Raw genomic sequence first — 26,117 nt, 5'->3', positions numbered from 1 at the left:
CGATGACGACGACCGAGCCGCGCCGCCGGGTGGCGGAACGCGTCCGCGAACTGCGCGGGGAACTGGTCGGGCTCAGCCACCGGCTGCATGCCGAGCCGGAGCTCGCGTTCGAGGAGCACCACTCCGCCGCGGCGATCACCGCGCTGGCGGAGAAGGCCGGATTCACGGTGGAGCGCGGGGTCGGCGGGCTGCCGACCGCCTTCGACGCGCGCTGCGGCAGCGGCGATCTGGTGATCGCCTACTGCGCCGAGTACGACGCGCTGCCGGAGCTGGGCCACGCCTGCGGCCACAACGTCAACGGGGCGTCCGCCACCGGCGCGGCGCTGGCGCTGGGCGCGGTGGCCGACGAACTCGGGCTCACCGTACGGCTGATCGGCACCCCGGCCGAGGAGGACCGCGGCGGGAAGGCGTATCTGATCGAGGCGGGCGTCTTCGACGGTGTCGCCGCGGCGATGATGGCGCACGCCAACGACAAGGACCAGGTGAACGGCGACTCGCTGGCCATCTGCTCCTGGGACATCCGCTACACCGGCCGTCCCGCACATGCGGCGGCCGCGCCCTGGGAGGGCGTCAACGCGCTGGACGCGCTGACCGTCGCCCAGACCTCGCTCGGCCTGCTGCGCCAGCAGTTGCCGCGGGACGCGGTGGTCCACGGCATCGTCACCGACGGCGGTCAGGCGGCCAACGTCATCCCGGCGCACACCGCCGCCCGCTACGAGGTCCGCGCCGAGTCCCTGGAGCGGCTGCGCGACATCCAGCGCCGCGTCCGCGCCTGCTTCGAGGCGGGCGCGCTGGCCACCGGTGCCGAGCTGGAGATCACCCCGCACGGCCACGACTTCGCCGAACTCCGCCAGGACGGGGAGATGACCGCGCTGTACGCCGCGGCGGCGGAGGAACTGGGCCGCACCGTCGACCGCACGCCCTGCCGGACCGCCTCCACCGACATGGGCAACGTCTCCCACCTCGTCCCCTCCATCCACCCCATGCTCGGCTACGACACCGGCGGCGCCCGCCAGCACACGGCGGAGTTCGCCGCCGCCGGAACCACCCCCGGAGCCGACCGCGCGGTCCTGGACGGCGCCCTCGCCATGGCCTGGACGGGCGTGGAGTGCGCGGGGCGACCGGCGCTGCGGGAGCGGTTGCTGGCGGGGGTGCGGGGGCGGGGGGCGTAGGTCCCGGCCGGGCAGGCGGGCCGACGACACGGGGAGACGACACGGGGAGACGCAGGTCACATCGGCGCGTGTCACGGGGGGCCCGGCCGTCTCGTCCCAGGTGTGTAGCCATTGACGAGCACGGAGGAGCACACCATGGACGCGCGAGTGACCTTCACCACCGGCCCGGACGCCCCGAAGTCCTTCAAGTACCTGATGGCCGCGGGCCAGGCGCTCAAGGAGGGGCCGCTGCCGACCGTGACCCAGGAGCTGGTGGCCCTGCGCGTGAGCCAGATCAACGGCTGCGCGGTCTGTATCGACATGCACACCAAGGAGGCCACGGCCGCCGGGGAGAGCGCGGTGCGGGTGCATCTGGTGGCGGCGTGGCGGGAGGCCACGGTCTTCACCGAGGCGGAACGCGCCGCGCTGGAACTGGCAGAGGAGGGCACCCGGGTCGCGGACGCGGCCGAGGGGATCAGCGACGCGGTATGGGCCCGGGCCGCCGCGCACCACGACGAGGAACAGCTGACCGCCCTCGTGGTCCTGGTCTCCTTCATGAACATGGTGAACCGGCTGAACGTCCTCACCCGTCAGCCGGCGGGCGACTACGAGCCCGGCCAATACCACTGAACGACTCCGGTGCCCGGTGCCCCGCCGCGGGCTCCGGGCACCGGGCACGAGGGGCCCGCGCCGACGTACGGCCGGGCGGAAAAGGACCACAGAGGAAACAAGGGGAAGGGATCGGTGTGAGCAAGGTCGAGGAGTTCGAGGAGCTGCGGCCGCTGCTGTTTTCGCTCGCGTACCGGATTCTGGGCAGCGTCGGGGAGGCCGAGGACGCGGTGCAGGAGACCTGGCTGCGCTTCGACCGTTCGGCGACCCGGCCCACGTCGACCAAGGCGTATCTGTCGGCGGCGGTGACGCGCCTCTCCATCGATGTGCTGCGGTCGGCGCGGGTGCGGCGCGAGGAGTATGTGGGCCCGTGGTTCCCCGAACCGCTGCTCAGCGATCCGTATCAGGACCCGGAGCGCTCGGCGGAGCTGGCCGACTCGCTGTCGATGGCGGCGCTCCTCCTGCTGGAGCGGCTCAGCCCGCTGGAGCGGGCGGTGTTCGTGCTGCGGGAGGTGTTCGGCTTCGAGTTCGACGAGGTCGCCGCGGCGGTGGACCGGACACCGGCGGCGTGCCGTCAGTTGCTGGTGCGGGCGCGGCGGCACATGGAGGACGGGCGGCCGCGGTTCGCGGCGGTCCGGGCGGAGCAGGAGGAGTTGGCGTCCCGGTTCTTCGCGGCGCTCCACGAGGGCGACATCGCCGGTCTGCAGGACGTGCTCGCCGCGGATGTGACGATGATCGGCGACGGCGGCGGCAAGGCCCCGCAGTTCGCCCGGGCGGTCGTCGGCGCCGAGAAGGTGGCCCGGCTGCTCGGCTCGGTCTTCCCCTGGATGACCCAGGTCGGCATCACGCTCACCCCGCACGAGATCAACGGCCACCCGGGCGCGGTCTTCCGCACCGCGGACGGCAAGGTGCTCCACACCCTGATGCTCGACATCCTCGACGGGCAGATCCAGACCGTCCGTGGGGTGCTCAACCCCGACAAGCTCGGCCACCTCGGGCCGGTCGCCGACGCCTGGAGCGTCGACCGTGAAATGCGGCAGGTCCGTCGGCAGCAGAGCTGACGGTGGTGTCGGCCGCCCCCGCGATATCCGGGCGGCCGGCACACTTTCCCCTCACGTCACGGGCGCTACGTGAACGGAATGCCGTCGGAGGAGTGACGGTGGAATCCCGGCACGGCGACACCCCGAGCGCATGCGAACGAGAATGCGCGGCCTCCCCGCTGCACCGTACCGTCAACGCGCCGAACATCAGGGATAATTGACTCTGCGTGAGTTCATGGGCTGCCTTTACCTCATCCTGCCCCGTTGTTCACCGAACCGGGCTTCAGCACGCCCCGACGCCGTGTCTTACTGGATCCGCTACGCGCAGTGCGTGCCGTCCCGGCCACGTGAGGAGTTCCGGTGAGCCCCATCCGTAGTCTCACAACCACTCTCGCCACAGGCGCCATGGCCGCGGTGAGTTCCCTCGTTCCCGCCGCCCATACCGCGAGCACCCATTCCCTGGTGGTCCTGCCGGACCAGAAGGAAAGCGCGATCTACGCGTTCGTCAACTCGGCCAGGAAATCGATCGACGTGACGATCTATGAGCTGCGCGACACCACCCTCGTCGACGATCTGGTGAAGAAGGAAAAGGCGGGTGTGAAGGTGCGGGCGGTCTTCGACGCGCAGCACACGGACGTCGACGGCGCCGCCTACAAGGCACTGTCCGCCGCCGGTGCCGGGGTGACGTACTCGTCCCCGTCGTACGTCTACACCCACCAGAAGACGATCACCGTCGACGGCGCCACGTCGTACATCAGCACCGGAAACTTCGATACCACGTACTATCCGACCTCCCGCGATTACGGCGTCTTCGATCACGACGCGGCCGATGTGAAGGCCATCGAGAAGGTCTTCGACGCCGACTACGCGAAAAAATCCGTCACCCCGTCCGACGGCACCGATCTGGTCTGGTCGCCCACCGACTCACAGAGCCATCTGCTGGCGCTGATCAAGGACGCCAAGCACAGTCTGGACGTCCAGGAGGAGGAATTCGGCGACACCACTCTCGTCAACGCGCTCGTCGCGGACGAGAAACGTGGTGTCGCCGTCCGTGTCGTCGCGGAGAACCAGTCCTCGAAGTACAGCAAGCAGCTGAAGAAGGTCACTGCGGCGGGCGGAAAGGTCACCACGTACACCAGCTCCACCGGCTACTACATTCACGCCAAGGCGATCGTCGTCGACCACGGCACGTCCGGTGCAAAGGTATTCGCCGGATCGGAGAACTTCTCCTCCAATTCTCTCAACCACAACCGCGAACTCGGCATCATCGTCAACGATTCCGCGATCGTCGGCGGCATCGAGAAGGCGTTCACCGCCGACTTCCACAAGGGCTCCGGCCGGACCTGACCACCGGCCCGGCCGCGCGTGACCCGTTCGGGTTCAGCGCGGCGTTCCGCCGGTGGCCGTACGCGCCGGAGGGGTGAGGGGTTCGGCCGCGCCGGGAACGGAGAGGTCCGGCGGGCGGGGGCGGCCGGTTGCGGCGCCCCCGTGCGGGTCGGGCCGGGGTCCGTCAGGCCAGGGCGAGAAGGCCGACGGCGACGGCGGCGGCGCCCAGGCCCACGAGCTGGCCCCGGTGGATGCGTTCGGCGAGCACGCCGCGGGCCAGCAGGACCGTACCGGCCGGGTAGAGGGCGGTGAGCACGGCGACGACGGCGAGGTCGCCGCTGCGGGCGGCGAGGAGGAACAGCAGGTTCGCCAGCGAGTCGAGCGCGCCCGCGCCCACCGACATCGCGTAGGCGGGGCGTTCCGTGCCGAGCCGGTGGCGCAGCAGCCCCGCCGCGGTGAGGGTGACGGCCGAGGAGACCGCCCGGCCGATGATCAGCGGGGCCACGCCGCTGTCGGACGGCGCCTGGTGCAGGAAGACCAGTTGGAGGGCGATGGCGCCGCCCGCGCCGAAGGCCAGCAGCAGCGCGGTCCGGGAGGGGCGGGCCGAACCGGCGCCGTGCCCGGCGCTGACCAGCACCACCGCGATCAGTGCGAGCGGCAGTCCCACCAGGGCGGCGGAGCCCAGGTGTTCCCCCTGGAGCAGGCCCACCGCGACCGGCAGCGCGGCGGAGACCATGGCGGTCACCGGCGACAGCACGTTCATCGGGCCGATCGCCAGGGTCCGGTAGAGCAGGGCGAAGACCGCGGCCGACGCGACTCCGGAGGCGGCGCCCCAGGCGAGGGCGCCGGGGCTGAACTCGGCGCCGAGGAGCGGCCACAGCAGCAGCTCGACGGTGAGACTGGCCGGAGCCGCGATCATCACGGTGCGCAGCACATGGGCTTTCCGGGCGCCGAGACCGCCGAGGAAGTCGGCGCATCCATAGGCGAGGGAGCTGCCCAGGGCCAGCAGCAGAGCGATCACGGCACTTCCCTTACTATGACAACGGAACGACCGAACCGTACAACCAAACGACCGCAGCGTGTCAATCGACCGACCGCGGGGTGCGGGGCGGCGTTCCGCTCGTGACAGGCGGCGGCCACCGGTGGCCCGGCGGCCGGCAGGCGGAGGGTGATCGGATGGACGGGACGGCGGCTGCCCTGCGGACGCTCGCGCACAACGTCAGGGCGGCGCGCGGCCGCGCCGGTCTGTCCCTGGACGAGCTGGGGCGGCGTGCGCAGGTGAGCAAGGGCGCCCTGGTGGGGCTGGAGAAGGCCCAGGGCAACCCGAACTTCGCCACCCTGGTCCGGCTGGCCGACACCCTCGGCGTCCCGGTCTCCGCCCTGCTGGAGGGGCCCGCCGAGGGCCGGGTCCGGGTGGCGTCCGCCGACGCCGTGGCGCCGCTGTGGACCGGGCCGCACGGCGGCGAGGCGCGGCTCCTGCTGACGACCTCCGGCCCGGCGCCGGTCGAGGTCTGGCGCTGGCGGCTGGAGCCCGACGAGGAGTACCCCAGCCATCCGCACCGGGCCCAGGTCGTCGAGACGGTCAGCGTCACCACGGGCCGGATGACCCTGGTCGTCGACGGCACCGAGTACCCCGTCGCCGCGGGCCAGACCGCCACCTTCGACGCCGACGTCCCGCACGCCTACCGCGGCTCCGGCACCGGAACCTGCCACCTGATCATGACGGTCCACCTCCCACCCGGAGCCGCCGCCCTGGCCTGAACCGGGGCACAGGAACGCGTCGTCGCCGCCCCCGGCGCCCGGCACGGTCGGTATCGTCGCCGTTCTTACGACAAGTTCTTACGACGTCGGCGACGACGGACACGTGCGGTGTCGGCTACGAGGGGCGAGGGCTGTGACGCAGGAGGGCACGCCGGGGCGGCTGATCGGGGGGCGGTACCGCCTGCTGGACGAGGCCGGGTCCGGCGGCATGGGGCGGGTCTGGGAGGGGCGGGACGAACTGCTGGGCCGCCCGGTGGCCGTCAAGGAGGTCCGGCTGCGGGCCGCGTCCGCCGAGGAGCGGGAAGAGGTGCTGGCCCGCGCACAGCGCGAGGGCCGCACCGCCGCCGCCCTCGCCGACCACCCCAACGTCGTCACCGTCTACGACGTGGTGATCGAGGACGGCGTGCCGTGGACGGTGATGCAGCTGGTCAAGGGCCGTTCCCTGCGGGAGGAGTTGGCGAACGGTCCGCTGGCTCCCGGCCATGTCACGCACATCGCCGCGGCCCTGCTGTCGGCCCTGCGCGCGGCGGACGCCGCGGCGGTCGTGCACCGCGACATCAAGCCGGGCAATGTGCTGCTGGCCGATGACGGGCGGGTGCTGCTGGCGGACTTCGGGATCGCGCGGGTGCTCGGGGACGAGACGATCACGGCTCCCGGTGCCTTCGTCGGGTCGTTCGAGTACACCTCACCGGAGCGCGCCGACGGCCGGTCGGGCGGCGTGACCTCGGACCTGTTCTCCCTCGGGGTGACCCTGTTCCACGCGGTGGAGGGCGCGCCGCCGTTCCGCCGCGAGTCCCGGAGCGACACCCTGTCCGCCGTCCTGCTCGCCCCGCTCCCCGGGATGACCCACGCCACCAGTGGCCTGCGGGAGCTCATCACCGCCCTGACGGCGAAGGACCCGGCCGAACGCCCCGGTGTCGAGGCGGCCATGACGCTGCTCAGCGGTGCGGGGCGGGCGGGGCGGGCGGCGGGTGCGACCGGGACGGCGGGTACAGCCGGAGTGGCCGGTGCGACCGGGTCGGCGGGCAGCGGGCGGCCCCCGCCCGCCGACACGCTCGCGGCCACGGTCACGGACCCGGCTCCGGGCGGCGGTGACGCGGCGCGGTCCACCGTCGGCGCCCTCCCGCCGGACGTGCCGCAGCCTCCCGACGACGCGGTCCGGCGGCGCGCGAACCGGCTGCCGGTCGTCCTCGCCGGGGTCTCGTCCCTCACCGTCGTCCTGACCGTCGGCGCGTTCCTGCTCACGCACCCCGGGGACGACGGGGACGACGCCGGGTCCGCGCCGCCGCCCGCCGTGTCGGCGTCCGCGCTCGTGTCAGCCGGGTCGCCCGGGCCGGTCGCCGGGCCCGGCGGCACCTGCCTCGACGTCTACGGCGAGGACGACGGCGGCGATCACACGCCCGTGGACCTGTGGGAGTGCCAGCCCTCGGCCGCCGACCAGCAGTGGAGCCACCGCCCCGGCGGTGCGCTGGAGACGCAGCGGCGGTGCCTGGGCCTGGTGCGCAGCGGCACCGCCCAGGACACGGCGGTCGAGCTGCAGGACTGCACCGGCGCCGACGGACAGAAATGGGAGCAACGGGCCGACGGCTCCCTGCTCAATCCGTACTCGACCCGCTGCCTGGAGCCCGACGGCGCGCTCCGGAACGGCGTCCCGCTCCGCATCCGCGACTGCAGCGGCGCCGCCGCGCAGAAATTCACCCTGCCCTGACGTCACCTCGCCCTGACATCACTTCGCCCTGACGTCACCTCGTCCCTTCACGGTTCCGCTCCCTGCCGAGGTGGTGGAGAGTACGTACGCCGAACTCCTCGGCGGCTGGGGCACGTTGGCGGCATGGCAGGCGGGCAGGGCGGAAGGGTGAACCGAGGTGTCTTCGGGGTTGCGGGCGTGGGCCCGGCTGTTCACGGTGGGCGCGGTCGTCGCCGGCTATGTCGCACTGCACCTCGCGCTCGGCGCGGGCGCGGCTCTCCGCGCCCAGGACCGTTTCCGGGACGCCCCGGCGCGGGCCGCCGCGTTCACCGCCGCGCTGAAACATCCCGCCGATGGGGCCGCGCCGCCCGCCGGGATCCGTACGGGCACCGCATGGTTCCGGGAGCACGCCCCGGACGGGCGGACCCGGTCCATGGTCGTCGCCGCCGCCGACGCCGCCGGGGCGGGCCGGATCTCCGTGGCCCGCGCACGGGTCTCCGGGCTGGCGGCGGAGGTCCGGCGGGAGGAGGCGGGGCTCGCCCGGGACGCCGCCGCATCGCGCACCGTCACGCTGTGCTGGGCGATGCCCGCCGGGGTGCTGCTCGTACCGGCGCTGTGGCTGCGGCGACGGCGGCGGGCGGGCGCGGCGGAGGTCGTCGCCGTGGTCAGCCGGTTCGTACCGCGTCAGCCGTGGTGGCGGCGGCGGGTGTACCTGGTGGCCGACGGCTTCGGGTACGTCCTGTTCGTGGTGGGCACCCTCGCCGCCCAGATGTCGCAGCAGCAGGGCTACAAGATGCCGTTGACGGCACAGGTGCTGCTGCTGGCCGGCGGACTGGCCGCGCTGGGCGCCGGGGTCCTGGTTCTGCGTCACACCCGTCCGCGCGCGGTGCGCGGGGCGGCCCAGGCGTTGCGTGCCGACGGCCGCCGCCCCGTGCTGTATCTGCGCAGCTTCGCCGACGACGCCGCCGCGGCCGAGGTCGACGACGGGCCATTCGTCACCCTGCATTCGCGGGAGGAGCAGCTCGCGGGGGCGTTGGGCGCCGTCGGCCCCGTGATCACGGTCGGCAGGCCCGGGGAGCCGCTGCCCCATCTGGGCGCCGCGCGGTTCTACCTGCCGCTCGACGACTGGCAACCCGCGATCCTGCGGCTGATGGAGCTGTCCCACCTCATCGTGCTGCGCCTGGGGGCGGGCGACGGGCTGTGGTGGGAGGTCGAACAGGCCCGCGCCACCCAGCCCGCGCGGAAACTGGTCCTGCTGGCCTCCGGCAGGCAACCGGGCACGGCCGCGCGGCTGGACGCGCAACTGCCCGTCCCGTCCGGGTTGGACGCGGTGGTGTCGGACGATCCCTGGACCGCCGCGGTCGTCGTCTTCGACCCCTCGTGGGCGCCGCGGCTGTATCCGGTGGGTTCGAGCGCGGGCGCCCGGCGCCGGGGCCCGCTCACACGGCAGTTGGCGCGCGTCGGCCGCCTCTACCGGACGGCGATGCTGCCGCTCACCCCCACGCACCACCTGGCCCGCACCCTGCAAGCGGCCCTGGCGACCGTCGACGTCCATGCCCGGAGGATGGCGTGGCGGGCCACGTTCGCCACCCAGGCGTCGCTGTGGCGCGGGTTCGCGCTGGTCACGACCCTGGGGCTGCTGGCCTGGCCCGGGTACCGGGCGCTGCGGTTCTTCGGCGGCTGACACGGCGCCGGGCGCGGACGGCCGGACAACGGGTCAATCAGGGCCCGCCGGACCGGGGACGCGGCGGCCTCGCGCCCACTACGCTTCCCGTTCCCGGACAACGTCCGGGAACCGCACAAGTCTTCGGGGGAATACGTGGACGGTGCACATCGGCACACGACGGCGGGTGCGGGCCCGGTCGGCCCGGCGGGCCCCCTCGGTCCGGCAGGTCCGGCAGGTCCGGCAGGTCCGGCAGGTCCGGCAGGTCCGGTCGGCCCCGCAGATCCGCCAGGACCGGCAGGCCCGGTCGGCCCGGAAGGCCCGATGGGCCCGGGAGGCCCAACAGGTCCGGCCGGCCCGGTCGATCCGCCGCAGTTCAGGGCCGTGGCAGGGCCGGCCCTGGCCGCCACGCTGCTCATTCTGTCGGCGCTCGTGGGCGACGCCTTGGAGACGGTCTCCGACTGGCGCAACTACCTCGTCGTGCACGCCTTCCGGGCGGGCGCGGCAACGGTCGCGGACCTCGGGGCCGCCGACACCTTCTCGCTGTGGGTGTCGCTACCGGGAGTCGTGGTGTACATCGCGGCGGGTGTGGTGTTCCTGGTCTGGTTGTGGCGGGCACGGTGCAACGCCGAGCTGTGGGGCGGCCGTGCCTCGCACCGCCGCTCCCGGGGCTGGGTGGTCGGCGGCTGGTTCGCGCCGGTGGCCAACCTGTGGATCCCGTACCACGTCGTGACGGACATCTGGCGGGCCAGCGCGGAACGGCGCCCTGCCCCGCGCGGCCCGGTCACCGCCTGGTGGGCGACGTACGTCGCCGGAAGCGTGCTCAGCCGGTCGCTGGGCCAGTTCTACCTGGCCAAGAAGATCACCGAGTCGGGGCTGCGCAACGCCGCGGTGCTGTCCACCCTCTGCTTGGTGCTCGACGTGGCGGCCGGTGTCCTGATCATCGTCATCCTCAACCGGGTCACCACCTGGCAGAGCGGGATGACCACCGCCAACGCCGCCCAGGCCGCGGGCAGTCTGCACGGCTGCCCGTCCGGGGCCGTCTGCGTCTACCCGCAGAACGCCGGGTGGAACAACGACCGCCCGTCGCTGGCCTATTACAGCTACGGCGCCCACAACCTCAGCAACCAGGTCGGGCAGCACTACGTCCTGAACAACCAGACGGGCGGCGCCACGGCCCGCACCTGCACGGGCTACAACGGAACGGGCGACTGCCAGGGCTACCTCGGCGCCGGCTACCACGTCGACAAAGACCTCACTCCGATCAACTCGATCCTCCTCGTCAAGCCGTAGCAACGGCCGTACAACGATGGGGTACGCGCTCGGTCCGGTCCTCTTCCGGGGCCCGGACCGGGCGTTGCCGTGTGTCGGCCGGTTGGGGGCAGTGGCCCGGCCGGAGCGATCCGTCCGGAAGCGGGACGGCGGTCGGTCGCGGACGGACGACGGGGGGCGGCGGTCGGCCGCCCGGCAGCGTGGCGCCTCACCGACCGCCCGACCGAGATCCCCACGTAAGAATGGAGATGCGCCGCCCACCTCCCCTTGGCAAGCTGCCCCGATGAATCGTGAACAGATTTCCCGGATCGCCCACGCCGGGCATCCGATCAAGTCACCGCTCGACGACGCTTCCGTGCACCAGTTGCTGGAGTGTGCGCTTCCGCGGGGTGACGAGCGGGTGCTCGACCTCGGGTGTGGTGGTGGGGAATGGCTGCTGCGGGCCCTGGAGGCGCGGCCGGGGCTGCGGGCCGAGGGGGTGGATGTCTCCGAGGACGCGCTGACGCAGGCCCGGGAGGCGGCGCGGGAGCGGGGCATCGAGGAACGTCTCACGCTGCACCACCGGCCGGCCGCGGAGTTCGCGTCCGCGGAGCCGTTCGACCTGGTGCTGAGCGTCGGGGCGGCGCACGCCTTCGGTGGGCTGTTGCCCACCCTCGCCGCGGCGCGCAAGCATCTGGCCCCGGACGGCCGCGTGGTGATCGGTGACGGATTCTGGGAGCGCACGCCGTCCCAGGAGACCATCGACATGCTCAGGGACTTCGCCGACCTCGCGACCACCATGGACCGCGTCGCCGCCGACGGGTGGACGCCCGTACACGGGCACATCAGCAGCCGTCAGGAGCTGGACGCCTACGAATGGGCGTGCTGGGGTTCGCTGGCCGCCTGGGCACTGGATCACCCCGCCGATCCCGACAGCACGCAGGCGCTGACCACCGCGGCCACCCGCCGCTCCGAGTGGCTGCGCGTCTACCGGGACACCTGGGGTTTCCTCACGCTGGTCCTGCGCCCGACCCCGGACGGTCTCTGAGACGACGGGAGGCACGGCCACCGGCCCGTAACGGCGACGAGCGGTCCTCGCCGGTACGGGCCGGTGGCCGTGAACCTGCCGGGTGCGGCGGTGGACCGTAGCCTGAGGGGACAAGGCGCCGGACGGGTCGGGGTGCCGGACGGATCGGTGTGAAGGGACGCGTCCGTGGGCGGTCGCGTGGTGCGGCGCGGGCTCGGGGCGACGCCGCCGGGACGGAGGATCGTGACGCGATGACGAATTTGGCGATCATCAGCGGGGGCCTGCGGGAGCCGTCCTCGACCCGGCTCCTGGCCGACCGGCTTGAGGCCGCGGTGCGCACGGCGCTGGAGAACCAGGGGCAGCGCGTCGACTCGTCGTTCGTGGAGTTGCGGCCGCTGGGCCGGGCGATCACGGACGCGATGCTGTCCGGGTTCCCCACCGGCCCGCTGGAGGAGGCGTTCGAGACGGTGGCACGGGCCGACGGCGTGATCGCGGTGACGCCCGCCTTCAACGCCTCGTTCAGCGGACTGTTCAAGTCCTTCTTCGACGTGCTGCCGGAGGGGACGCTGTCCGACATGCCGGTGCTCATGGCCGCCACCGGCGGTACGGAGCGGCACTCCCTGGTGCTGGAGCACGCGATGCGGCCGATGTTCTCCTATCTGCACGCCGTCGTCTCCCCCCGGGGCGTCTACGCCGCGACCAGCGACTTCGGCTCGGACAACGCCCAGCAGGGCGCGTCGCTGCGGGACCGGGTCAAGGCCGCAGCGGCGGACTACGCCCGGCTGGTCCAGGGCTGCGGGGCGCGGGTCAGGCGCGACGAGTTCGAGGACGTCGTACCGATGGAACAGCTGCTGGGCGGCGGGGCAGCTTCCTGACACCGGCCGCCCGGTCCCCGTCGTACGTCGCACGACGGGACCGGGCGGCGCATCCGTTTCTGCTAGGTGGCGTCCGTGTCGATGCCGGGGGCCGCCTCCCGGGCGGCGACCGCCGGGTGCGGGGGTGCGGAGGCGGGTACTCCGGCCGGGCGGAGGGCCGCGAATTCCTTGCGGAGGACGGGGACGACCTCGCCGCCGAGCAGGTCGAGCTGTTCCAGGACGGTCTTCAGCGGCAGTCCGGCGTGGTCCATCAGGAACAGCTGGCGCTGGTAGTCGCCGACGGCGTCGCGGAAGCCGAGGGTCCGCTCGATGACCTGCTGCGGCGAGCCGACGGTCAGCGGCGTCTGCTCGGTGAACTCCTCCAGGGACGGCCCGTGCCCGTAGACGGGCGCGTTGTCGAAGTACGGGCGGAACTCGCGTACCGCGTCCTGGGAGTTGGCACGCATGAACACCTGGCCGCCGAGGCCGACGATGGCCTGTTCGGGGGTGCCGTGGCCGTGGTGGGCGAAGCGCTGCCGGTAGAGGCGGATCATCCGCCGGGTGTGGGACATGGGCCAGAAGATGTTGTTGTGGAAGAAGCCGTCGCCGTAGTACGCGGCTTGTTCCGCGATCTCCGGGGAGCGGATCGAGCCGTGCCAGACGAACGGGGGGACGCCGTCCAGGGGCCGGGGCGTGGCAGTGAAGCCCTGGAGCGGGCTGCGGAACGTGCCCTCCCAGTCGACGACGTCCTCCCGCCAGAGCCGGTGCAGCAGCGCGTAGTTCTCGATGGCGAGCGGGATGCCCTGGCGGATGTCCTGGCCGAACCACGGGTAGACGGGGCCGGTGTTGCCGCGGCCCAGCATCAGGTCGACGCGGCCGTCGGCGAGATGCTGGAGGTAGGCGAAGTCCTCGGCGATCTTCACGGGGTCGTTGGTGGTGATCAGCGTCGTGGAGGTGGACAGGACGAGCCGGTCTGTGCGGGCCGTCAGGTATCCGAGGAGGGTGGTGGGCGACGACGGCACGAACGGCGGATTGTGGTGCTCGCCGGTGGCGAACACGTCCAGACCGACCTCCTCCGCTTTCGCCGCGATGGCGAGCGTGGCCTTGATGCGCTCGTGCTCGCTCGGCGTACGGCCGGTGGTCGGGTCGGCCGTCACATCGCCGACGGTGAAGATGCCGAACTCCATGGTGACCGCCTCGTTCGGTTGCATGCTCAGGGTGCGGCCGGGCGTCCGCCCCGGTCGTGTGGGACGGCCGGCCGCTCCGGTCTCCGGGGCAGCCGATTCCTGCCTCCGGTGTCGCCGCGCCCGCGCCACAGCCAGGGTGCCACGCCACCCCACCGGGCGACATTTCGGAGCGGAGTGGACAGATCGGGTGGTGTGTGCGGGGTGTGGCGCCCGCCTGGCCCGGCGGGGACCGCTTTCCGCCCGTTCCACCGATCCCGCCCCACGCGCCGTGCGGTGCGTCAGAATCGGCCCATGCTGACAGTGGGTTCCGTGGTGCTGGGGGTCTCGGACGTGCGGCGGGCGGCGGCGTTCTGGGGTGAGGCGCTGGGATACGTCCCGCGCGAGGAGATCGAGGACGACTGGGTGGTCCTCGTACCGGCCGCCGGGCACGGCGTGCAGGTGGCACTCGGCCGCAGCGTGACGCCGGTCCAGGAGCGTCCGCGGGTCCATCTGGACCTGTACGCCGGGGACGCCGCCGACCAGGCCGCCGAGGTCGAACGGCTGGTGGGCCTGGGTGCCCGGCGGGTGGCGTGGGACCTCGCGGCGGACGACGCGGATTTCCTCGTCCTCGCAGATCCCGAGGGCAACCGCTTCTGCGTCATCGACACCGGGCGGCACTGACCGGACCGGACGGACGAGGCGTCGCCGACCGGGCCGGGCGGACCAGCCATCTCCGACCGGCCCGGGCCGCACAGGCCGGGCCGCACCGACCCGGCGGAGCGGGCTGAGGGGCCCGGTCCGTGCCGCCGGTTGAGGGACCGGCGGCCGCTCATCGGTGGCGGGGCAGCAGGCGCGTGCCGCGTTTCCCGCCCTCGTCCGATTCATGCGGGCGCGCCGCGTGGCTCACCTCACCGTCCGGATGACGGACGGACCGCCGCCGCGGCGCCGGCCGGACCGTAGGGTGGCGCGTGCAGCTGGTTCGCCCCGTCCGCCAGGCGGGTCGTCGTAAGAGGGAACCCGGTGGGAATCCGGGACTGCCCCGCAGCGGTGAGCGGGAACGACCGCCGTCATACGCACTGGGTCCATGGGGCCCGGGAAGCGACGGCCAGTAGGTGTCCTCCCCCGGAGGACGTGCCCGCGAGTCCGAAGACCTGCCAACTGCCCGGGTGCGCGCCCTGTGTGCCCGGACATCCCGGTGACCTCGTGGGCGGGTCGGCGTACACATATCGGACGGAGACCGCGCCGCGTCGCGCGGGGCCGCGCCGTCCGGTTCGTCACCCCTTCGCGCTCCGTCCCGTCGCCGGGATCTCAGGGATTCATCTCGCGAAGGAGATCTCCGTGACCACCGAGTCCGCGGCAGCGGCAGCACGGGCCACCGTGTACGGCTACCCCCGTCAGGGGCAGAACCGGGAACTGAAGAAGGCGATCGAGGGGTACTGGAAGGGCCGCGTCACCGCCGACACGCTGCGCGCCACCGCCGCCGACCTGCGCCGCACCCACTGGCGGCAGCTGGCCGACGCCGGTATCGGCGAGGTCCCGACCGGCGACTTCTCGTACTACGACCACGTCTTGGACACCACCGTCATGGTGGGCGCGATCCCCCGGCGTCACCGCGAGGCCGTCGCCGCCGACCGGCTCGATGGTTACTTCGCCATGGCGCGCGGGACGCAGGACGTCGCGCCGCTGGAGATGACCAAGTGGTTCGACACCAACTACCACTATCTGGTGCCCGAGTTGGGGCCTGACACGGTGTTCGCGGCCGACTCCGGCAAGCAGGTGGGCGAGCTGACGGAGGCCCTGGCGCTCGGGCTGACGGCCCGTCCGGTACTGGTCGGCCCGGTCACCTACCTCCTGCTGGCGAAGCCCGCGCCCGGGGTCGCCTCGGACTTCGACCCGCTGACGCTGCTGGACCGGTTGCTGCCCGTCTACGCCGAGGTGCTGGCCGATCTGCGGGCCGCCGGTGCCGGGTGGGTGCAGCTGGACGAGCCCGCGCTGGTGCAGGACCGTACGCCTGCCGAGCTGAACGCCGCCGCCCGCGCCTACCGTGAGCTGGGCGCCCTCACCGACCGGCCGAAACTGCTCGTCGCCTCCTACTTCGACCGTCTCGGCGACGCGCTGCCGGTGCTGGCGAAGGCGCCGGTGGACGGGCTGGCGCTGGACTTCACCGAATCCGCCGCCGCCCACGTCGACGCGCTCGCCGCCGTCGGCGGGCTGCCCGGCAAGCGGCTGGTGGCCGGTGTCGTCAACGGCCGCAACATCTGGGTCAACGACCTGACCGCGTCGCTCACCACTCTCGGCACGCTGCTGGGGCTGGCCGACCGGGTCGACGTCGCGGCCTCCTGCTCCCTCCTGCACGTCCCCCTCGACACCACCGCCGAACGCGACATCGACCCGCAGATCCTGCGCTGGCTCGCCTTCGCCCGGCAGAAGGCCACCGAGATCGTCACCCTCGCCCAGGGCCTGGCCCGCGGCACCGGCGCGATCGCCGCCGAACTGGCCGCCAACAGGGCCGACCTGGCCTCCCGGGCGAACTCCCGCCTCACCCACGACCCGGCGGTCCGCGCCCACGCCGCCGCCGTCACCGACGCGGACGCCCGCCGCTCCCAGCCGTACGGCGAGCGGACCGCCGCCCAACGCGCCCACCTGGGGCTGCCGCTGCTGCCGACGACGACCATCGGCTCGTTCCCGCAGACCACCGAGTTGCGCACCGCGCGGGCCGATCTGCGGGCCGGGCGGATCGACACCGCCGGGTACGAGGAGCGGATCCGGAGCGAGATCCGCGAGGCGCTGGCCTTCCAGGAGAAGGCCGGGCTGGACGTCCTGGTGCACGGCGAGCCCGAACGCAACGACATGGTCCAGTACTTCGCCGAGCAGCTCACCGGCTACCTCGCCACGCAGCACGGCTGGGTCCAGTCGTACGGCACCCGCTATGTCCGGCCGCCGATCCTCGCCGGGGACATCTCCCGCCCGGAGCCGATGACGGTGCGCTGGACGACGTACGCGCAGTCCTGCACCGAGCGGCCCGTCAAGGGGATGCTGACCGGGCCGGTGACCATGCTGGCCTGGTCGTTCGTCCGTGACGACCAGCCGCTCGGCGCCACCGCGCGCCAGGTCGCACTGGCGCTGCGCGACGAGGTCGGGGACCTGGAGGCGGCCGGTACGCCGGTGATCCAGGTCGACGAACCGGCGCTGCGCGAGACCCTGCCGCTGCGCGCCGCCGACCACGCCGCGTACCTGTCCTGGGCCACGGAGGCGTTCCGCCTGACCACGGGCGGAGTCCGTCCGGGCACCCAGATCCATACGCACATGTGCTACGCGGAGTTCGGCGACATCGTGCAGGCCATCGACGATCTGGACGCCGACGTCATCAGCCTGGAGGCGGCCCGCTCCCATATGCAGGTGGCCCGCGAACTGGCCGCCCACGGCTACCTGCGCGAGGCCGGCCCCGGCGTGTACGACATCCACTCGCCGCGCGTACCGAGTGCCGGGGAGACCACGGCCCTGCTGCGAACCGCCCTGAAGGCCATCCCCGCCGAACGCCTGTGGGTCAACCCCGACTGCGGCCTGAAGACCCGCGGCTGGGCGGAGACCCGGGCGTCTCTGGAGAACCTGGTGGCGGCGGCCCGTACGGTGCGGGGTGAGTTGCCCACGTCGTGACGGGACGCTCGTACGGGGCCGGGGCGCTTGCAGGGTCCCGGCCCCGGTGGGTCATCCGTGGAGATCACGCCGTCCGGCCCGGCCCGGCGGCGCGCGGACGGAGGCCGGTCCGGAGATCCTGGCGGCGGTGTCGCCGGGCGCGGACGAGAATGATGAGTTCTCCTCCGGCTCCGGCTCATCCACCGTCATGGGCGGGGCGGAGGACACCGCCGACGACGACTGGGAAATGTGAGAGGTTCACCAATGACCGGCAACCCCCGTGTCCCCGCTCCCCGGGACACTTCCACCGCTTCGGCCGGCGGTCCCTGTGTGCTGCTCAAGCATGGCGAGGTCTTCCTCAAGGGGCGGAACCGTCACCGGTTCATCGAGCGGCTGCACGACAATCTGCGGATCGCGCTGCGCGGGATCGGCGGCTCCACCTGGATCAAGGGCGCGCAGAACATCACCGTGGTGGGCGGTGAGGTGCCACTGGAGGCGTTGGTGGAACGGGCCCGGCGGGTCGTCGGGTTCCACTGCGTCGAACCGGCCGTGCGGACGCCGTCGACCATGGAGGACGTCACCGCGACGGCCGTCGAGGCGCTGCGCGTGGTCTGTGCGGAACGGCGGGTGCGCAGTTTCGCGGTACGGGTGCGGCGGCGGGACAAACGGTTTCCGCTGACGTCGTCGGAGATGGCGGTGCATCTGGGGGCGCGGATCCAGGAGGCGGTGGTGGGTCTGCCCGTCGATCTGACGACGCCCGGCGTCACCCTCTCGGTGGAGATCGATCACCGGGAGACCTATCTGTCGTGGGAACGCCACCGGGGGCTGAGCGGCCTGCCGGTCGGTTCGAGTGGGCGGGCGCTGGTGCTGCTGTCCGGCGGGTACGACTCGCCGGTGGCCGCACACCGCGCCATGCGGCGCGGTCTGGCCTGTGACTTCGTCCACTTCAGCGGGGCGCCGTACACCAACGCCGCGTCCGTGTACAAGGCGTATGCGCTGGCCCGTGAGCTGAATCGCAGTCAGCCGCCGGGTGCGCTCCATGTCGTCGCGCTCGGCCCGGCGCAGAAGCAGCTCGCGGTGGCGGGCGCGGGGCGGCTCCAGGTCGTCGCGCAGCGGCGGCTGATGGTGCGTACCGCCTCGGCGCTGGCGGCGCGGACCGGGGCCGAGGCGCTGGTGACGGGGGACAGCCTCGGGCAGGTGGCGAGCCAGACGCTGGCGAACATGGTCGCGGTGGACGAGGCGGCGCGGCTGCCGGTGCTGCGGCCGCTGGTCGGCTGGGAGAAGCAGGAGATCATCGACGAGGCGCGGGCGATCGGCACGGCCGAGGTGTCCGTCCTGCCCGACGAGGACTGCTGTTCGCTGCTGGCCCCGCCGCAGGTCAGCACCCGGGCCCGGCTGCCGCAGCTGCGGTCGGTGGAGCGGCGGCTGGAGATGGACGAGGTGATCGAGGTGCTGCTGGCGTCGGCCCAGGTGCTGCGGCCCGGGGAGGACGGGGTGGCACCGGCGCCGGGCGAGGGGTGTCCGGCGCCTGCTTGAGGGTGTGTGCCAGGACCTGCCCGCGCCTCGCGTCCGCAACGCCCCGCCGCGCCGTGCCGGGAGTGCCGCGGGCTGGCACATGCCTGACGGTGCATCAAGCCTGCCCGCACCTCATGTTCGTGAGGTCCGTCGGGTAGTCGAAGAACGGGGATGGATGCCCTCGCGGGTACCCCATCGTCCACCGCATCCCCGCCCGCCCCGCCGAAGGAGCCTTCGTGACCAGCCGTGTTCTGCTCGTCTCCCCCGCCGCCACCGCGTCGCTGCGTCGCGCGGCGTTCGACGACGGTGATCCGCTGGACGCCTCGGGGGCGGCGCGCGCCCGGGCGGCGGCCGGTTCGCTGCCCGCCGCGGACGCGGTGGTGACCTCGCCGAGCGTGCGCTGCCGGGAGACCGCCGAGGCTCTCGGTCTGGTCCCGGGGGACGCGCCGCCGGAGCTGGCCGGGCTGGACGCCGGGCACTGGCGCGGCCGGACGCTGGAGGAGGTGGGGGCGGCCGAGCCGGAGGCGGTGGCGCGCTGGCTGGCCGATCCCCAGGCGGCGGTGCCCGGCGGGGAGTCGGTGGCGGACGCGTGCGCGCGGGTGGCGCACTGGCTGGACGCGCTGCGGCCGACCGGGGGCCGGATCGTGGCGGTGGTGGAGCCGGAGGTGGTGCGGGCAGCAGCCGTCCATGCCACGGGCGCGCCCGCGTCCGCGTTCTGGCGGTTCGATGTGCCACCGCTGACCTGCACGGAGCTGAGCGGACGGGCGGGGCGCTGGAACCTCCGGCTCGGGGGGCCGCTCGCCGCCCGCTGAGGGAGACCGGACCGCACGGCGGCCGGGGCGCGGAGCGAGACGGGGGTCAGGGCGCGGGGCCCGGCCACGCCGCAGGTCGAGGCGCGGCCTGGGCGCGGGGTCCACGCCACGTACCCGGCCGGGCCACGCGAAAGGGCCCCCGGTTGCCGGGGGCCCTCCGTGCGGACGGCTCGTCTCACGAACCGGCCGGTACCGCCTGGGCGGACGCCGTCGGCGCCGGGCGCAGCAGGCGCTGCGCCAACTCGCCGAAGAGCAGCCCGAATCCGGCCCACAGGGTGAGCTGCATGCCGAGGGCGGAGAGCCGGAAGCGCCAGAGCAGCGCCGCCGGGAAGTGCTCCGGCACTTCGTTGACCACGGGCAGGAACGCATACGCGAGGCCGATGACCATCGCGAAGGCGAGCACGGCCACGACCGTCGCGTACCAGTTGCCGGTCCGGGGCGCGAGCTGTTTGCCCAGGAGGGTGGCGGCGACGGCGAGGAGCACGCTGAGCAGCATCATCAGGAAGTACAGGGCGGTCCGCTTGCCGATGGTGTCGGGGTCGCCGACGGCGGGCGGGTTCGCCGGGTACTTCAGGAACGGTACGACGTAGACGGCGAGCAGGGCGCAGCCGGACAGCAGCAGCGCGGTGGCGCGGGGACCGAAGCGGCCCACGCGGCCGAGGGCGAAGCAGTAGGCGAGGGCGGCGAGGCCGCCGAAGGCGACGCCGTGGACGAGGACGCCGGTGGCGAGTCCGGCGGTGGACTGCAGGCCCCGGGAGACGAGTTCGGCCTCGTCGCCGTGGGAGTGCCCGGCGTGGGCCTCCTCGAAGCCGATGGCGCTGTGGACGTTCGGCTCGCCGAGGACGTAGGCGACGATCAGGGCGAGCACACCGGCGCCCAGGCCGGCGAGCATGCCCCGAACGAGCAGGTTGCGGACGGTGGTGGAGTTCATGGAGGTCGCGGCGTCCCTTGCGTCAGTGGCAGGGGAAGCCGAGCAGGTGGCGGGCGTCGTGCACCCATTCATGGACCCCCGTGCCGTTGATCACGGAGGTGGCGCCCTGCTCGGCGCCGACGAAGTAGAGCAGGACCAGCATCAGGATGCCGAAGAAGACGGCCCAGGGAGCGACCGCCTTCAGCGGAAGCTTGGCGGGGAGGGCGGGGGTGGCGGTCGGCTGGGCGAGGTGCTGCGCCATGGCGGTGCCTCCTTTGGGAGTTCGCGTCCCATCTCGGTGGTGCACAGGAGACGACGGCCCCGGGTCTGACTCACACGCCGCCCCGTCCGTGGAAAGGAGCGGCGTGCACACAGTGGCGCGACCGTGCCGGAGTTGCACCGGCTTCCGTCGTGCCGTCGTCGATATCGCACCGAAGGTACCGCGTGGCGGGTGACCGGCCAAGGCCGGGCCCCGGAACGAACGGCCCCCGCCGGGTGCCGGTACAGGTCGCCGGCGGGGCGTGGCCGGCTCGGGACCGTCGGCGGCGGTGTTACTTGCCCACGCCGACCGGGTCGACCGTGATGGCCGCGGGCTTGTCGGAGGCGGGGAGGTTGATGCTGGCGGGCACGGAGTGGGAGTGGGTCTCGTTGGGCGGGGTGACGATCAGGGAGGTGAAGGTCACGCCGCTGCCACCGGAGGTGTTCGGCGGGACGTGCAGGGTGAAGCGGGCCTCCTCGCCGGGCTTGACGTCGACCTTCGGCCCGGTGAGCTTGCTGCGGGTGGCGCTGATGGTGCCGTCCTTGCCCTTGAGGTCGACGCCCGGGAAGCCCTGGAGGGTGCAGGCGGCGGACCCGGTGTTCTTGAGGTTGACCAGGTAGCTGCCCTCGCCCATGCCGCCGGAGAGGCTGAAGTCGAGCTGCGCGGTCTTGCAAGCATCGCTCGCGCCGCCCGCCGGTGCGCTGCCGGAGCCGGAGCCGGACTCGTTGGGGGCGGAGCCCTTGTCGGCGGGGGCCGGGGTGTTGCCGCCCCTCTGCGAGGAGTCGCCGGAACCCTGGGCGGAGGAGGACGCCTCGCTCGCCGCGGAACTGTCCCCTCCGTCGCAGGCCGTGAGCGTGAGCCCGGCGACGAGGGCCAGACCGGCGAGGGACAGGGTGTGGGCGCGCATCTTCTCTCCTTGCGGGGTGGTACCGCTCACCCGTGAGTGAGCCTTCCTTGATCACCGAGACTCCCACGGCGCAGCGCCCGCTCGGTGCCCAGCCCCCTTGTCTCCACAGTCCGTTGACAAACGGGGCGACGCCGTGGAGGGAGATACCCGGCTATGTCTGGATGCGAGGCCCGGCCGCACGGACGCGGCGGGCGAGGGCCGGGCGGCGCGTCCCGCCGTCGCGCGGAGCATGCGTGTTGCCTCTCCAGCGGCTGGAGACTCCAGGATGGCGCCATGGACGGAACGACCCGCTACTCGATCGGGGAACTCTCCCGACGCACCGGCGTGCCCGTGCGCACCATCCGGTTCTACTCCGACGAGGGGCTGGTCCCACCGGCCGACCGCACCCACGCCGGACACCGGCGCTACGCCCCCGCCGCCCTGCAACGCCTCGACCTGATCCGCTCCCTACGGGAGTTGGGCATCGGCCTCGCGACGATCCGCCGGGTACTCGACCACGAGCTGCCGATGGCGCGGGTGGCGCTGGCGCAGGCCGAGGCCGTCGAGGTGCAGATCCGTGCGCTACGGCTGCGCCGGAGCGTGCTGCGCGCCGCGGCCGCGCGCGGCACCGGACCCGAGGAGACCACACTGATGCACCGACTCACCCAGCTGACCGGCGCGGAACGCCGCCGGCTCATCGACGACTTCCTGGACGCCACCTTCGGCGCCGGGCACGATCCGGCCGCGGCGGCGATGGTGCGCACCGCACTGCCCGATCTGCCGGAGGACCCGTCCGCCGACCAGGTCACCGCCTGGACGGAGATCGCCGGGCTCCTGGGCGACGCGGATTTCCGCGCCCGGATGGGGCGTTCGGCCGCCCGCCAGGCGTCCGGGGAACCGCTCGCCTTCGAAGCGCTCGCCGGGGAGGAGGTGACGCGGGACGCCCACCACGCCCTCGCCGAGGCGCGGGACGCGGAGCTCGATCCGTACGGCGCGCAGGCGACGGCGCTGGTCGACGGTCTCGTACGACGGTTCGCCGAGGCGTGCGGACGCGCCCCGGACGTGGAGTTCCGTGCCTGGCTGACCGAGCAGTTGACGGAGGCGCACGACCCCCGCGCCGAGCGGTACTGGCGTCTGGTGTGGGCCGTCAACGGCTGGTCGGTGCTGCCGCACCTGGTGCCGGTGCACTCCTGGTTCCTGCGGGCTCTGTGCGGCGGCCGGGATCTGCGCGACGGGGACGGGGCGGGCCCGGTGGCGCGGACGCAGCCGGGAAGGAGAAGTGACCATTCCGGCGCGGTGGCGCCGGGCGTTGCTCCAGCGTGATCGTATGAGCGAACAGTCCGGCGCCGCCCCGGCGTATGTCCTGCGCGACCTCGTCCCGCCGGAGGCGTGGGCGGCACTGGCGGACCATTCGCGGCGTCCGCATCCGGCCGGTGAGATCCTGCTGCGGCAGGGCGACTCCGGAACGCATGTCTGCGCGCTGCTCCGGGGCATGGTGAAGGTGGTACGCACCGACGCCGACGGGCGGGAGCAGTTGCTCGCCTTCCGTGGGCCGGGCGAGGTGCTGGGCGAAATGGCCGTCCAGGCCGGAGGCCTGCGGCTGGCCGACGTTCGTACTCTTGGCATCTGCGAAGTCGCCATCGTTCCGGCGGACACCTTCCGCCGCTTCGTCAAGGAGTACGACCTGGCGACGCAGTTGGCGGCGTATGCGGTGAACCGGCTGCGGGAGCAGACCCAGGTGTCCGAGGGCGCCATCGACCAGCGGCTGGCGGCGACGCTGCTCCGCCTGGCAGAGATCTGCGGCGTGCACACGTTCTCGCTCACCCGCGAGGACCTGGCCCAGCATCTCGGCGTGGGACGCAATTCCGTCACCAAGGCACTGACCCGGTTCGGCGCCCAGCGGGTCCGGGCGGAACGGACCCTGATCCGCGTTCTCGACGCGCCGTATCTCCGCGAGATCGCCGCGCGCTGCGTGTCCGCTCCGTAGTTTCCGCGGAAAGGCGTTCCGGTGGGTGCCGTAGGGCATCGGCCGGGGCGCCTTTTGCGTTCCCTGGGCCGGTTTTCCGGAATTCCCGCTTCACGCGGCGCTGAGACGCGCGGCCCGGGGCTACGGCGCCCCGGGCCGGTGCCGCCGGTCAGCTCAGGAGGAGGGCCGCGTCCCAGCCGCTGGCCGGGGGCGCGTCGATCGCGTAGGCGTGGAGGGCGAGGGCGACGCCGGAGGCGCCGGTGAGGAGGCCGGCGCCGTTGACGACCCCGTCCGTGTCCCTCGCCGGACCACCCGCCGCCTGACGGCCGCCGGCCCGTCGCCGCATGTGCTGGTGCTGACGACGTATGACACGGACGCGGACATCACCGGGGCCATCGAGGCGGGCGCGACGGGCTATCTGCTGAAGGCGGAGCGGCCCGACGAGCTGTTCGCGGCGATCCACGCGGCGGCGCAGGGCCGCACCGCGCTGTCGGCGCCGGTCGCCGGCCGGGTGATGGCGCAGATGCGGCAGCCGCGCCCGACCCTGACCGACCGGGAGCGGGACATCCTCGCCCAGCTCGCCCAGGGCCTGGGCAACCGCTCCATCGCCAAGGCGCTGTTCATCAGCGAGGCGACGGTCAAGACCCACCTGGGCCGCATCTACGACAAGCTCGGCGTGGACACCCGCGCCGGGGCGGTGGCGGTGGCGAAGGAGCAGCGGCTGCTGCCGTGAACCGGGCCCTGCGCGGGGCGGCCGGTGGACGGCGTCCGGCCGCCTCGGGGCTGTCGTGGCGGGCGAGCCGGGGGCCGGGCCCGGCGCGTCTCGGGTGCGCGCGGGGCGGGGCGTCCCGGTCCGTACGCCCTCGGCCCGGGCTGCCCGCGGCGTGCGGAGGTACGCGCGCGGCGGGAGCGCGCCGGTCCATGCCCTCGCGCCCGGCATACCAAACCCCGCACAGGCGCCGCCCCCTCCCCCGTACCCGCGAGAAGCCTGGTACCGCAGCGGACGATCTCCCAGGTAACGGCCCTTGTCGCGCCCCACCACTTTGGTATACCAATTGGGCCATCCGTTGACCGACCGTCCGTGCCGTAGGCAGAGAACGTCGAAGGAGCCCGCCATGTGTGTCGAGAACGTGCCGCCCCCGTCCAGCCGGGTCACCCGCCGTGGCGTGCTCGCCGGGGCCGCCGCCCTCGCCGGGACGGCCGCCACCCTCTCGGCCGCACCGGGCGCCGTCGCCGCCCCGGCACGGGACTCCGGGCGCGGCCCGGGGACCGGCGCCGGGCCCACCGGTGATCTCGTCGTCGAGGGCGGCACGCTGCTCGACCCGGCGACCGGCGAGGTCACCGAGGACGCGGTCGTCGTCATCCGCGACGGGGTGGTGCACGCCGCCGGGGCCCGCTCCCGTACCGCCGTACCGAAGGGCATCCCGCGCCTGGATGCGCACGGCCGCTGGGTGCTGCCGGGCCTGATCGACGCGCACATCCACCTCAACACCGCCACCGAGGCCCGGGACGCGGTCCGCCAGGGCGCCACCAGCGCGCGCAGCGGCTCGACCAACTTCTACCAGGACATCGCCGTACGGGAACTGGCCCGCCAGGCCCCCGAGCAGGCGCCCCGGCTGCGGGCCGCGGGCGTCTTCGTCACGCCTGACCTGGGGGACACGGTCCTCGCCGATCCCGACCTCACCCCGCTCGCGCGGCTGCGGGACGGGGTGCGGTCCGCGCAGGCGCTGCGCCGCGTCGTGGAGGTCAACCTCGCCCGCGGCGCCGACGTGATCAAGACCCGGGTCAACGAGCGCGCCGGCCTGCCCGAACAGGACCCGCTGACGCAGGTCTACTCGTACGAGCAGCTGTCCGAGGTCGTGGCGGCGGCGCGGCGCGGCGGCAAGGGCGTGCTGTGCCACAGCTACAGCGAGCGCGGCTGCGACGACGCGGTGCGGGCGGGCATCCGCTCCCTGGAGCACGGTGTGTTCGTCGGCGAGCGCACGCTGCGCGACATGCGGCGCCGGGGCACGTACTTCACGCCGACGCTGACCGCCATCTCCGGGATGATCGGCGATGCCGACCCGGTGCTCGACGAACGCGGCCGCACCTATCTGCCGATCCTCAAGGAGGCCGTGCGCACCGCCCATGAGCTGGGCGTTCCGCTGGCGGCGGGCACCGACTCGTCCGGCGGGACGGTCGAGCCGATCGGCCGGGAGATCACGCTGATGCACGCGGCGGGGCTGTCGGCGCTGGACGCGATCCGCACCGCCACGACCGGCGCCGCCCGGCTGCTCGGCGTGGAGCGCACGGCGGGTCGCCCGGCGCGCGGCTTCGCGGGCGATGTGATCGTGGTGGACGGCGACCCGCTCGCCGACCTGTCCGTCCTCACCAAGCCCCGCCACGTGGTGCGCGCCGGACTGCCGGTCCGGGACTGACGCGTGGGGCCCGGCCGGGCGAACGGCGGGGCGCCGCCGACGCGCGGTCCGGCCGGGGCGCGGTGCCCGGTGTGCCCCGCTCCCCTCCCCCGGCCGGGGCACACCGACCGCCCATCGAAGCCACCTGACCCGCCCGATCCACCGCATCCCCCAGGAGTCGCCATGACACCCGCCCCCGATC

General features: G+C 73.4%; 24 protein-coding genes, 1 pseudogene and 2 riboswitches. Of the genes and pseudogenes, 19 read left to right on the top strand and 6 right to left on the bottom strand.

Annotation, left to right across the window (positions count from 1 at the left end):
• Positions 1–2: 2 nt before the first annotated feature.
• The 4 genes from OG422_RS28360 (at position 3) to OG422_RS28345 (ending at position 4,147) form a co-directional block, all read left to right on the top strand.
• Positions 3–1,172, top strand: a complete 1,170-nt coding sequence (locus tag OG422_RS28360; RefSeq protein WP_405746985.1) for a M20 family metallopeptidase — start codon at positions 3–5, stop codon at positions 1,170–1,172.
• A 135-nt stretch (positions 1,173–1,307) separates the two neighbouring features.
• Complete coding sequence (locus OG422_RS28355) at positions 1,308–1,781, top strand: carboxymuconolactone decarboxylase family protein (RefSeq protein ID WP_405746983.1); 474 nt, start codon at positions 1,308–1,310, stop codon at positions 1,779–1,781.
• 116 nt (positions 1,782–1,897) lie between these two features.
• Entirely contained in the window at positions 1,898–2,821 is a 924-nt protein-coding gene (locus OG422_RS28350) for an RNA polymerase sigma-70 factor (RefSeq protein ID WP_405746981.1), read from the top strand.
• Between the two features lie 384 nt (positions 2,822–3,205).
• Positions 3,206–4,147: a phospholipase D-like domain-containing protein gene (locus tag OG422_RS28345; RefSeq protein ID WP_405746979.1), complete on the top strand. Its 942-nt coding sequence runs from the start codon at positions 3,206–3,208 to the stop codon at positions 4,145–4,147.
• 163 nt (positions 4,148–4,310) lie between these two features.
• On the opposite strand, the gene OG422_RS28340 is transcribed toward OG422_RS28345, so the two are convergent.
• On the bottom strand, positions 4,311–5,147 hold the full coding sequence (locus tag OG422_RS28340) for an EamA family transporter (RefSeq protein ID WP_405746977.1): 837 nt from the start codon (positions 5,145–5,147) through the stop codon (positions 4,311–4,313).
• A 155-nt stretch (positions 5,148–5,302) separates the two neighbouring features.
• Between OG422_RS28340 and OG422_RS28335 the strand changes: the two genes are divergently transcribed.
• From OG422_RS28335 to OG422_RS28310, 6 genes are all read left to right on the top strand, one after another.
• Positions 5,303–5,887 (top strand): helix-turn-helix domain-containing protein, encoded by a 585-nt coding sequence (locus tag OG422_RS28335; RefSeq protein ID WP_143944173.1) that lies wholly within the window; start codon positions 5,303–5,305, stop codon positions 5,885–5,887.
• A 133-nt stretch (positions 5,888–6,020) separates the two neighbouring features.
• Positions 6,021–7,595, top strand: a complete 1,575-nt coding sequence (locus OG422_RS28330; protein WP_405746974.1) for a protein kinase domain-containing protein — start codon at positions 6,021–6,023, stop codon at positions 7,593–7,595.
• Positions 7,596–7,752: 157 nt separating this feature from the next.
• Complete coding sequence (locus tag OG422_RS28325; protein WP_405746972.1) at positions 7,753–9,258, top strand: transferase; 1,506 nt, start codon at positions 7,753–7,755, stop codon at positions 9,256–9,258.
• Between the two features lie 363 nt (positions 9,259–9,621).
• Entirely contained in the window at positions 9,622–10,530 is a 909-nt protein-coding gene (locus tag OG422_RS28320; protein ID WP_405746970.1) for a DUF4328 domain-containing protein, read from the top strand.
• Between the two features lie 262 nt (positions 10,531–10,792).
• Entirely contained in the window at positions 10,793–11,536 is a 744-nt protein-coding gene (locus tag OG422_RS28315) for a cyclopropane-fatty-acyl-phospholipid synthase family protein (protein ID WP_143940370.1), read from the top strand.
• Positions 11,537–11,766: 230 nt separating this feature from the next.
• Entirely contained in the window at positions 11,767–12,390 is a 624-nt protein-coding gene (locus OG422_RS28310; protein WP_405746968.1) for an FMN reductase, read from the top strand.
• 62 nt (positions 12,391–12,452) lie between these two features.
• On the opposite strand, the gene OG422_RS28305 is transcribed toward OG422_RS28310, so the two are convergent.
• Positions 12,453–13,556, bottom strand: coding sequence for an LLM class flavin-dependent oxidoreductase (locus tag OG422_RS28305; protein ID WP_143940377.1), 1,104 nt, complete (start codon positions 13,554–13,556; stop codon positions 12,453–12,455).
• A gap of 291 nt (positions 13,557–13,847) precedes the next feature.
• On the opposite strand from OG422_RS28305, the gene OG422_RS28300 reads away from it, so the two are divergent.
• From OG422_RS28300 to OG422_RS28280, 5 genes are all read left to right on the top strand, one after another.
• A complete protein-coding gene (locus OG422_RS28300) occupies positions 13,848–14,216 on the top strand; it encodes a VOC family protein (protein WP_405746966.1) in 369 nt (122 codons plus the stop codon).
• A 325-nt stretch (positions 14,217–14,541) separates the two neighbouring features.
• Positions 14,542–14,688: riboswitch (cobalamin riboswitch) on the top strand.
• Positions 14,689–14,873: 185 nt separating this feature from the next.
• On the top strand, positions 14,874–17,192 hold the full coding sequence (metE, locus tag OG422_RS28295; RefSeq protein ID WP_405746964.1) for a 5-methyltetrahydropteroyltriglutamate--homocysteine S-methyltransferase: 2,319 nt from the start codon (positions 14,874–14,876) through the stop codon (positions 17,190–17,192).
• Between the two features lie 46 nt (positions 17,193–17,238).
• Complete coding sequence (locus OG422_RS28290; protein ID WP_405746962.1) at positions 17,239–17,424, top strand: hypothetical protein; 186 nt, start codon at positions 17,239–17,241, stop codon at positions 17,422–17,424.
• A gap of 11 nt (positions 17,425–17,435) precedes the next feature.
• Positions 17,436–18,707, top strand: a complete 1,272-nt coding sequence (gene thiI / locus OG422_RS28285) for a tRNA uracil 4-sulfurtransferase ThiI (RefSeq protein ID WP_405746960.1) — start codon at positions 17,436–17,438, stop codon at positions 18,705–18,707.
• 215 nt (positions 18,708–18,922) lie between these two features.
• Positions 18,923–19,498 (top strand): histidine phosphatase family protein, encoded by a 576-nt coding sequence (locus tag OG422_RS28280; protein ID WP_405746958.1) that lies wholly within the window; start codon positions 18,923–18,925, stop codon positions 19,496–19,498.
• Between the two features lie 175 nt (positions 19,499–19,673).
• On the opposite strand, the gene OG422_RS28275 is transcribed toward OG422_RS28280, so the two are convergent.
• The 3 genes from OG422_RS28275 to OG422_RS28265 all read right to left on the bottom strand — a co-directional run bounded on the left by OG422_RS28275 (position 19,674) and on the right by OG422_RS28265 (position 21,574).
• Positions 19,674–20,429 carry a CbtA family protein gene (locus OG422_RS28275; protein WP_405746956.1) on the bottom strand — a complete coding sequence of 252 codons (756 nt, stop codon included), beginning with the start codon at positions 20,427–20,429 and terminating at the stop codon, positions 19,674–19,676.
• Between the two features lie 22 nt (positions 20,430–20,451).
• Positions 20,452–20,670: a CbtB-domain containing protein gene (locus OG422_RS28270; protein WP_405746954.1), complete on the bottom strand. Its 219-nt coding sequence runs from the start codon at positions 20,668–20,670 to the stop codon at positions 20,452–20,454.
• 63 nt (positions 20,671–20,733) lie between these two features.
• Positions 20,734–20,816, bottom strand: a riboswitch (cobalamin riboswitch).
• 143 nt (positions 20,817–20,959) lie between these two features.
• Positions 20,960–21,574, bottom strand: coding sequence for a DUF4232 domain-containing protein (locus OG422_RS28265; RefSeq protein WP_405746952.1), 615 nt, complete (start codon positions 21,572–21,574; stop codon positions 20,960–20,962).
• A 273-nt stretch (positions 21,575–21,847) separates the two neighbouring features.
• Between OG422_RS28265 and OG422_RS28260 the strand changes: the two genes are divergently transcribed.
• Positions 21,848–22,876, top strand: a complete 1,029-nt coding sequence (locus tag OG422_RS28260; protein ID WP_405746950.1) for a MerR family transcriptional regulator — start codon at positions 21,848–21,850, stop codon at positions 22,874–22,876.
• 4 nt (positions 22,877–22,880) lie between these two features.
• Positions 22,881–23,540 (top strand): Crp/Fnr family transcriptional regulator, encoded by a 660-nt coding sequence (locus tag OG422_RS28255; RefSeq protein WP_405746948.1) that lies wholly within the window; start codon positions 22,881–22,883, stop codon positions 23,538–23,540.
• Positions 23,541–23,688: 148 nt separating this feature from the next.
• Here the strand turns inward: OG422_RS28255 and OG422_RS28250 are convergent, their stop codons facing one another.
• Positions 23,689–23,865 carry a hypothetical protein gene (locus OG422_RS28250; protein ID WP_405748095.1) on the bottom strand — a complete coding sequence of 59 codons (177 nt, stop codon included), beginning with the start codon at positions 23,863–23,865 and terminating at the stop codon, positions 23,689–23,691.
• On the opposite strand from OG422_RS28250, the pseudogene OG422_RS28245 reads away from it, so the two are divergent.
• Both OG422_RS28245 and OG422_RS28240 read left to right on the top strand, forming a co-directional pair.
• A pseudogene (locus OG422_RS28245) lies at positions 23,827–24,252 on the top strand (LuxR C-terminal-related transcriptional regulator); the annotation flags it as partial. The gene OG422_RS28250 and the pseudogene OG422_RS28245 sit on opposite strands and share 39 nt — an antisense overlap.
• A gap of 382 nt (positions 24,253–24,634) precedes the next feature.
• Positions 24,635–25,936: an amidohydrolase family protein gene (locus OG422_RS28240; protein WP_405746946.1), complete on the top strand. Its 1,302-nt coding sequence runs from the start codon at positions 24,635–24,637 to the stop codon at positions 25,934–25,936.
• Positions 25,937–26,117 lie beyond the last annotated feature (181 nt).

It is taken from the genome of Streptomyces sp. NBC_01525 (assembly GCF_045040405.1).
Lineage (GTDB): Bacteria > Actinomycetota > Actinomycetes > Streptomycetales > Streptomycetaceae > Streptomyces > Streptomyces benahoarensis.
This window is presented reverse-complemented; position numbering and strand designations above follow the sequence as displayed.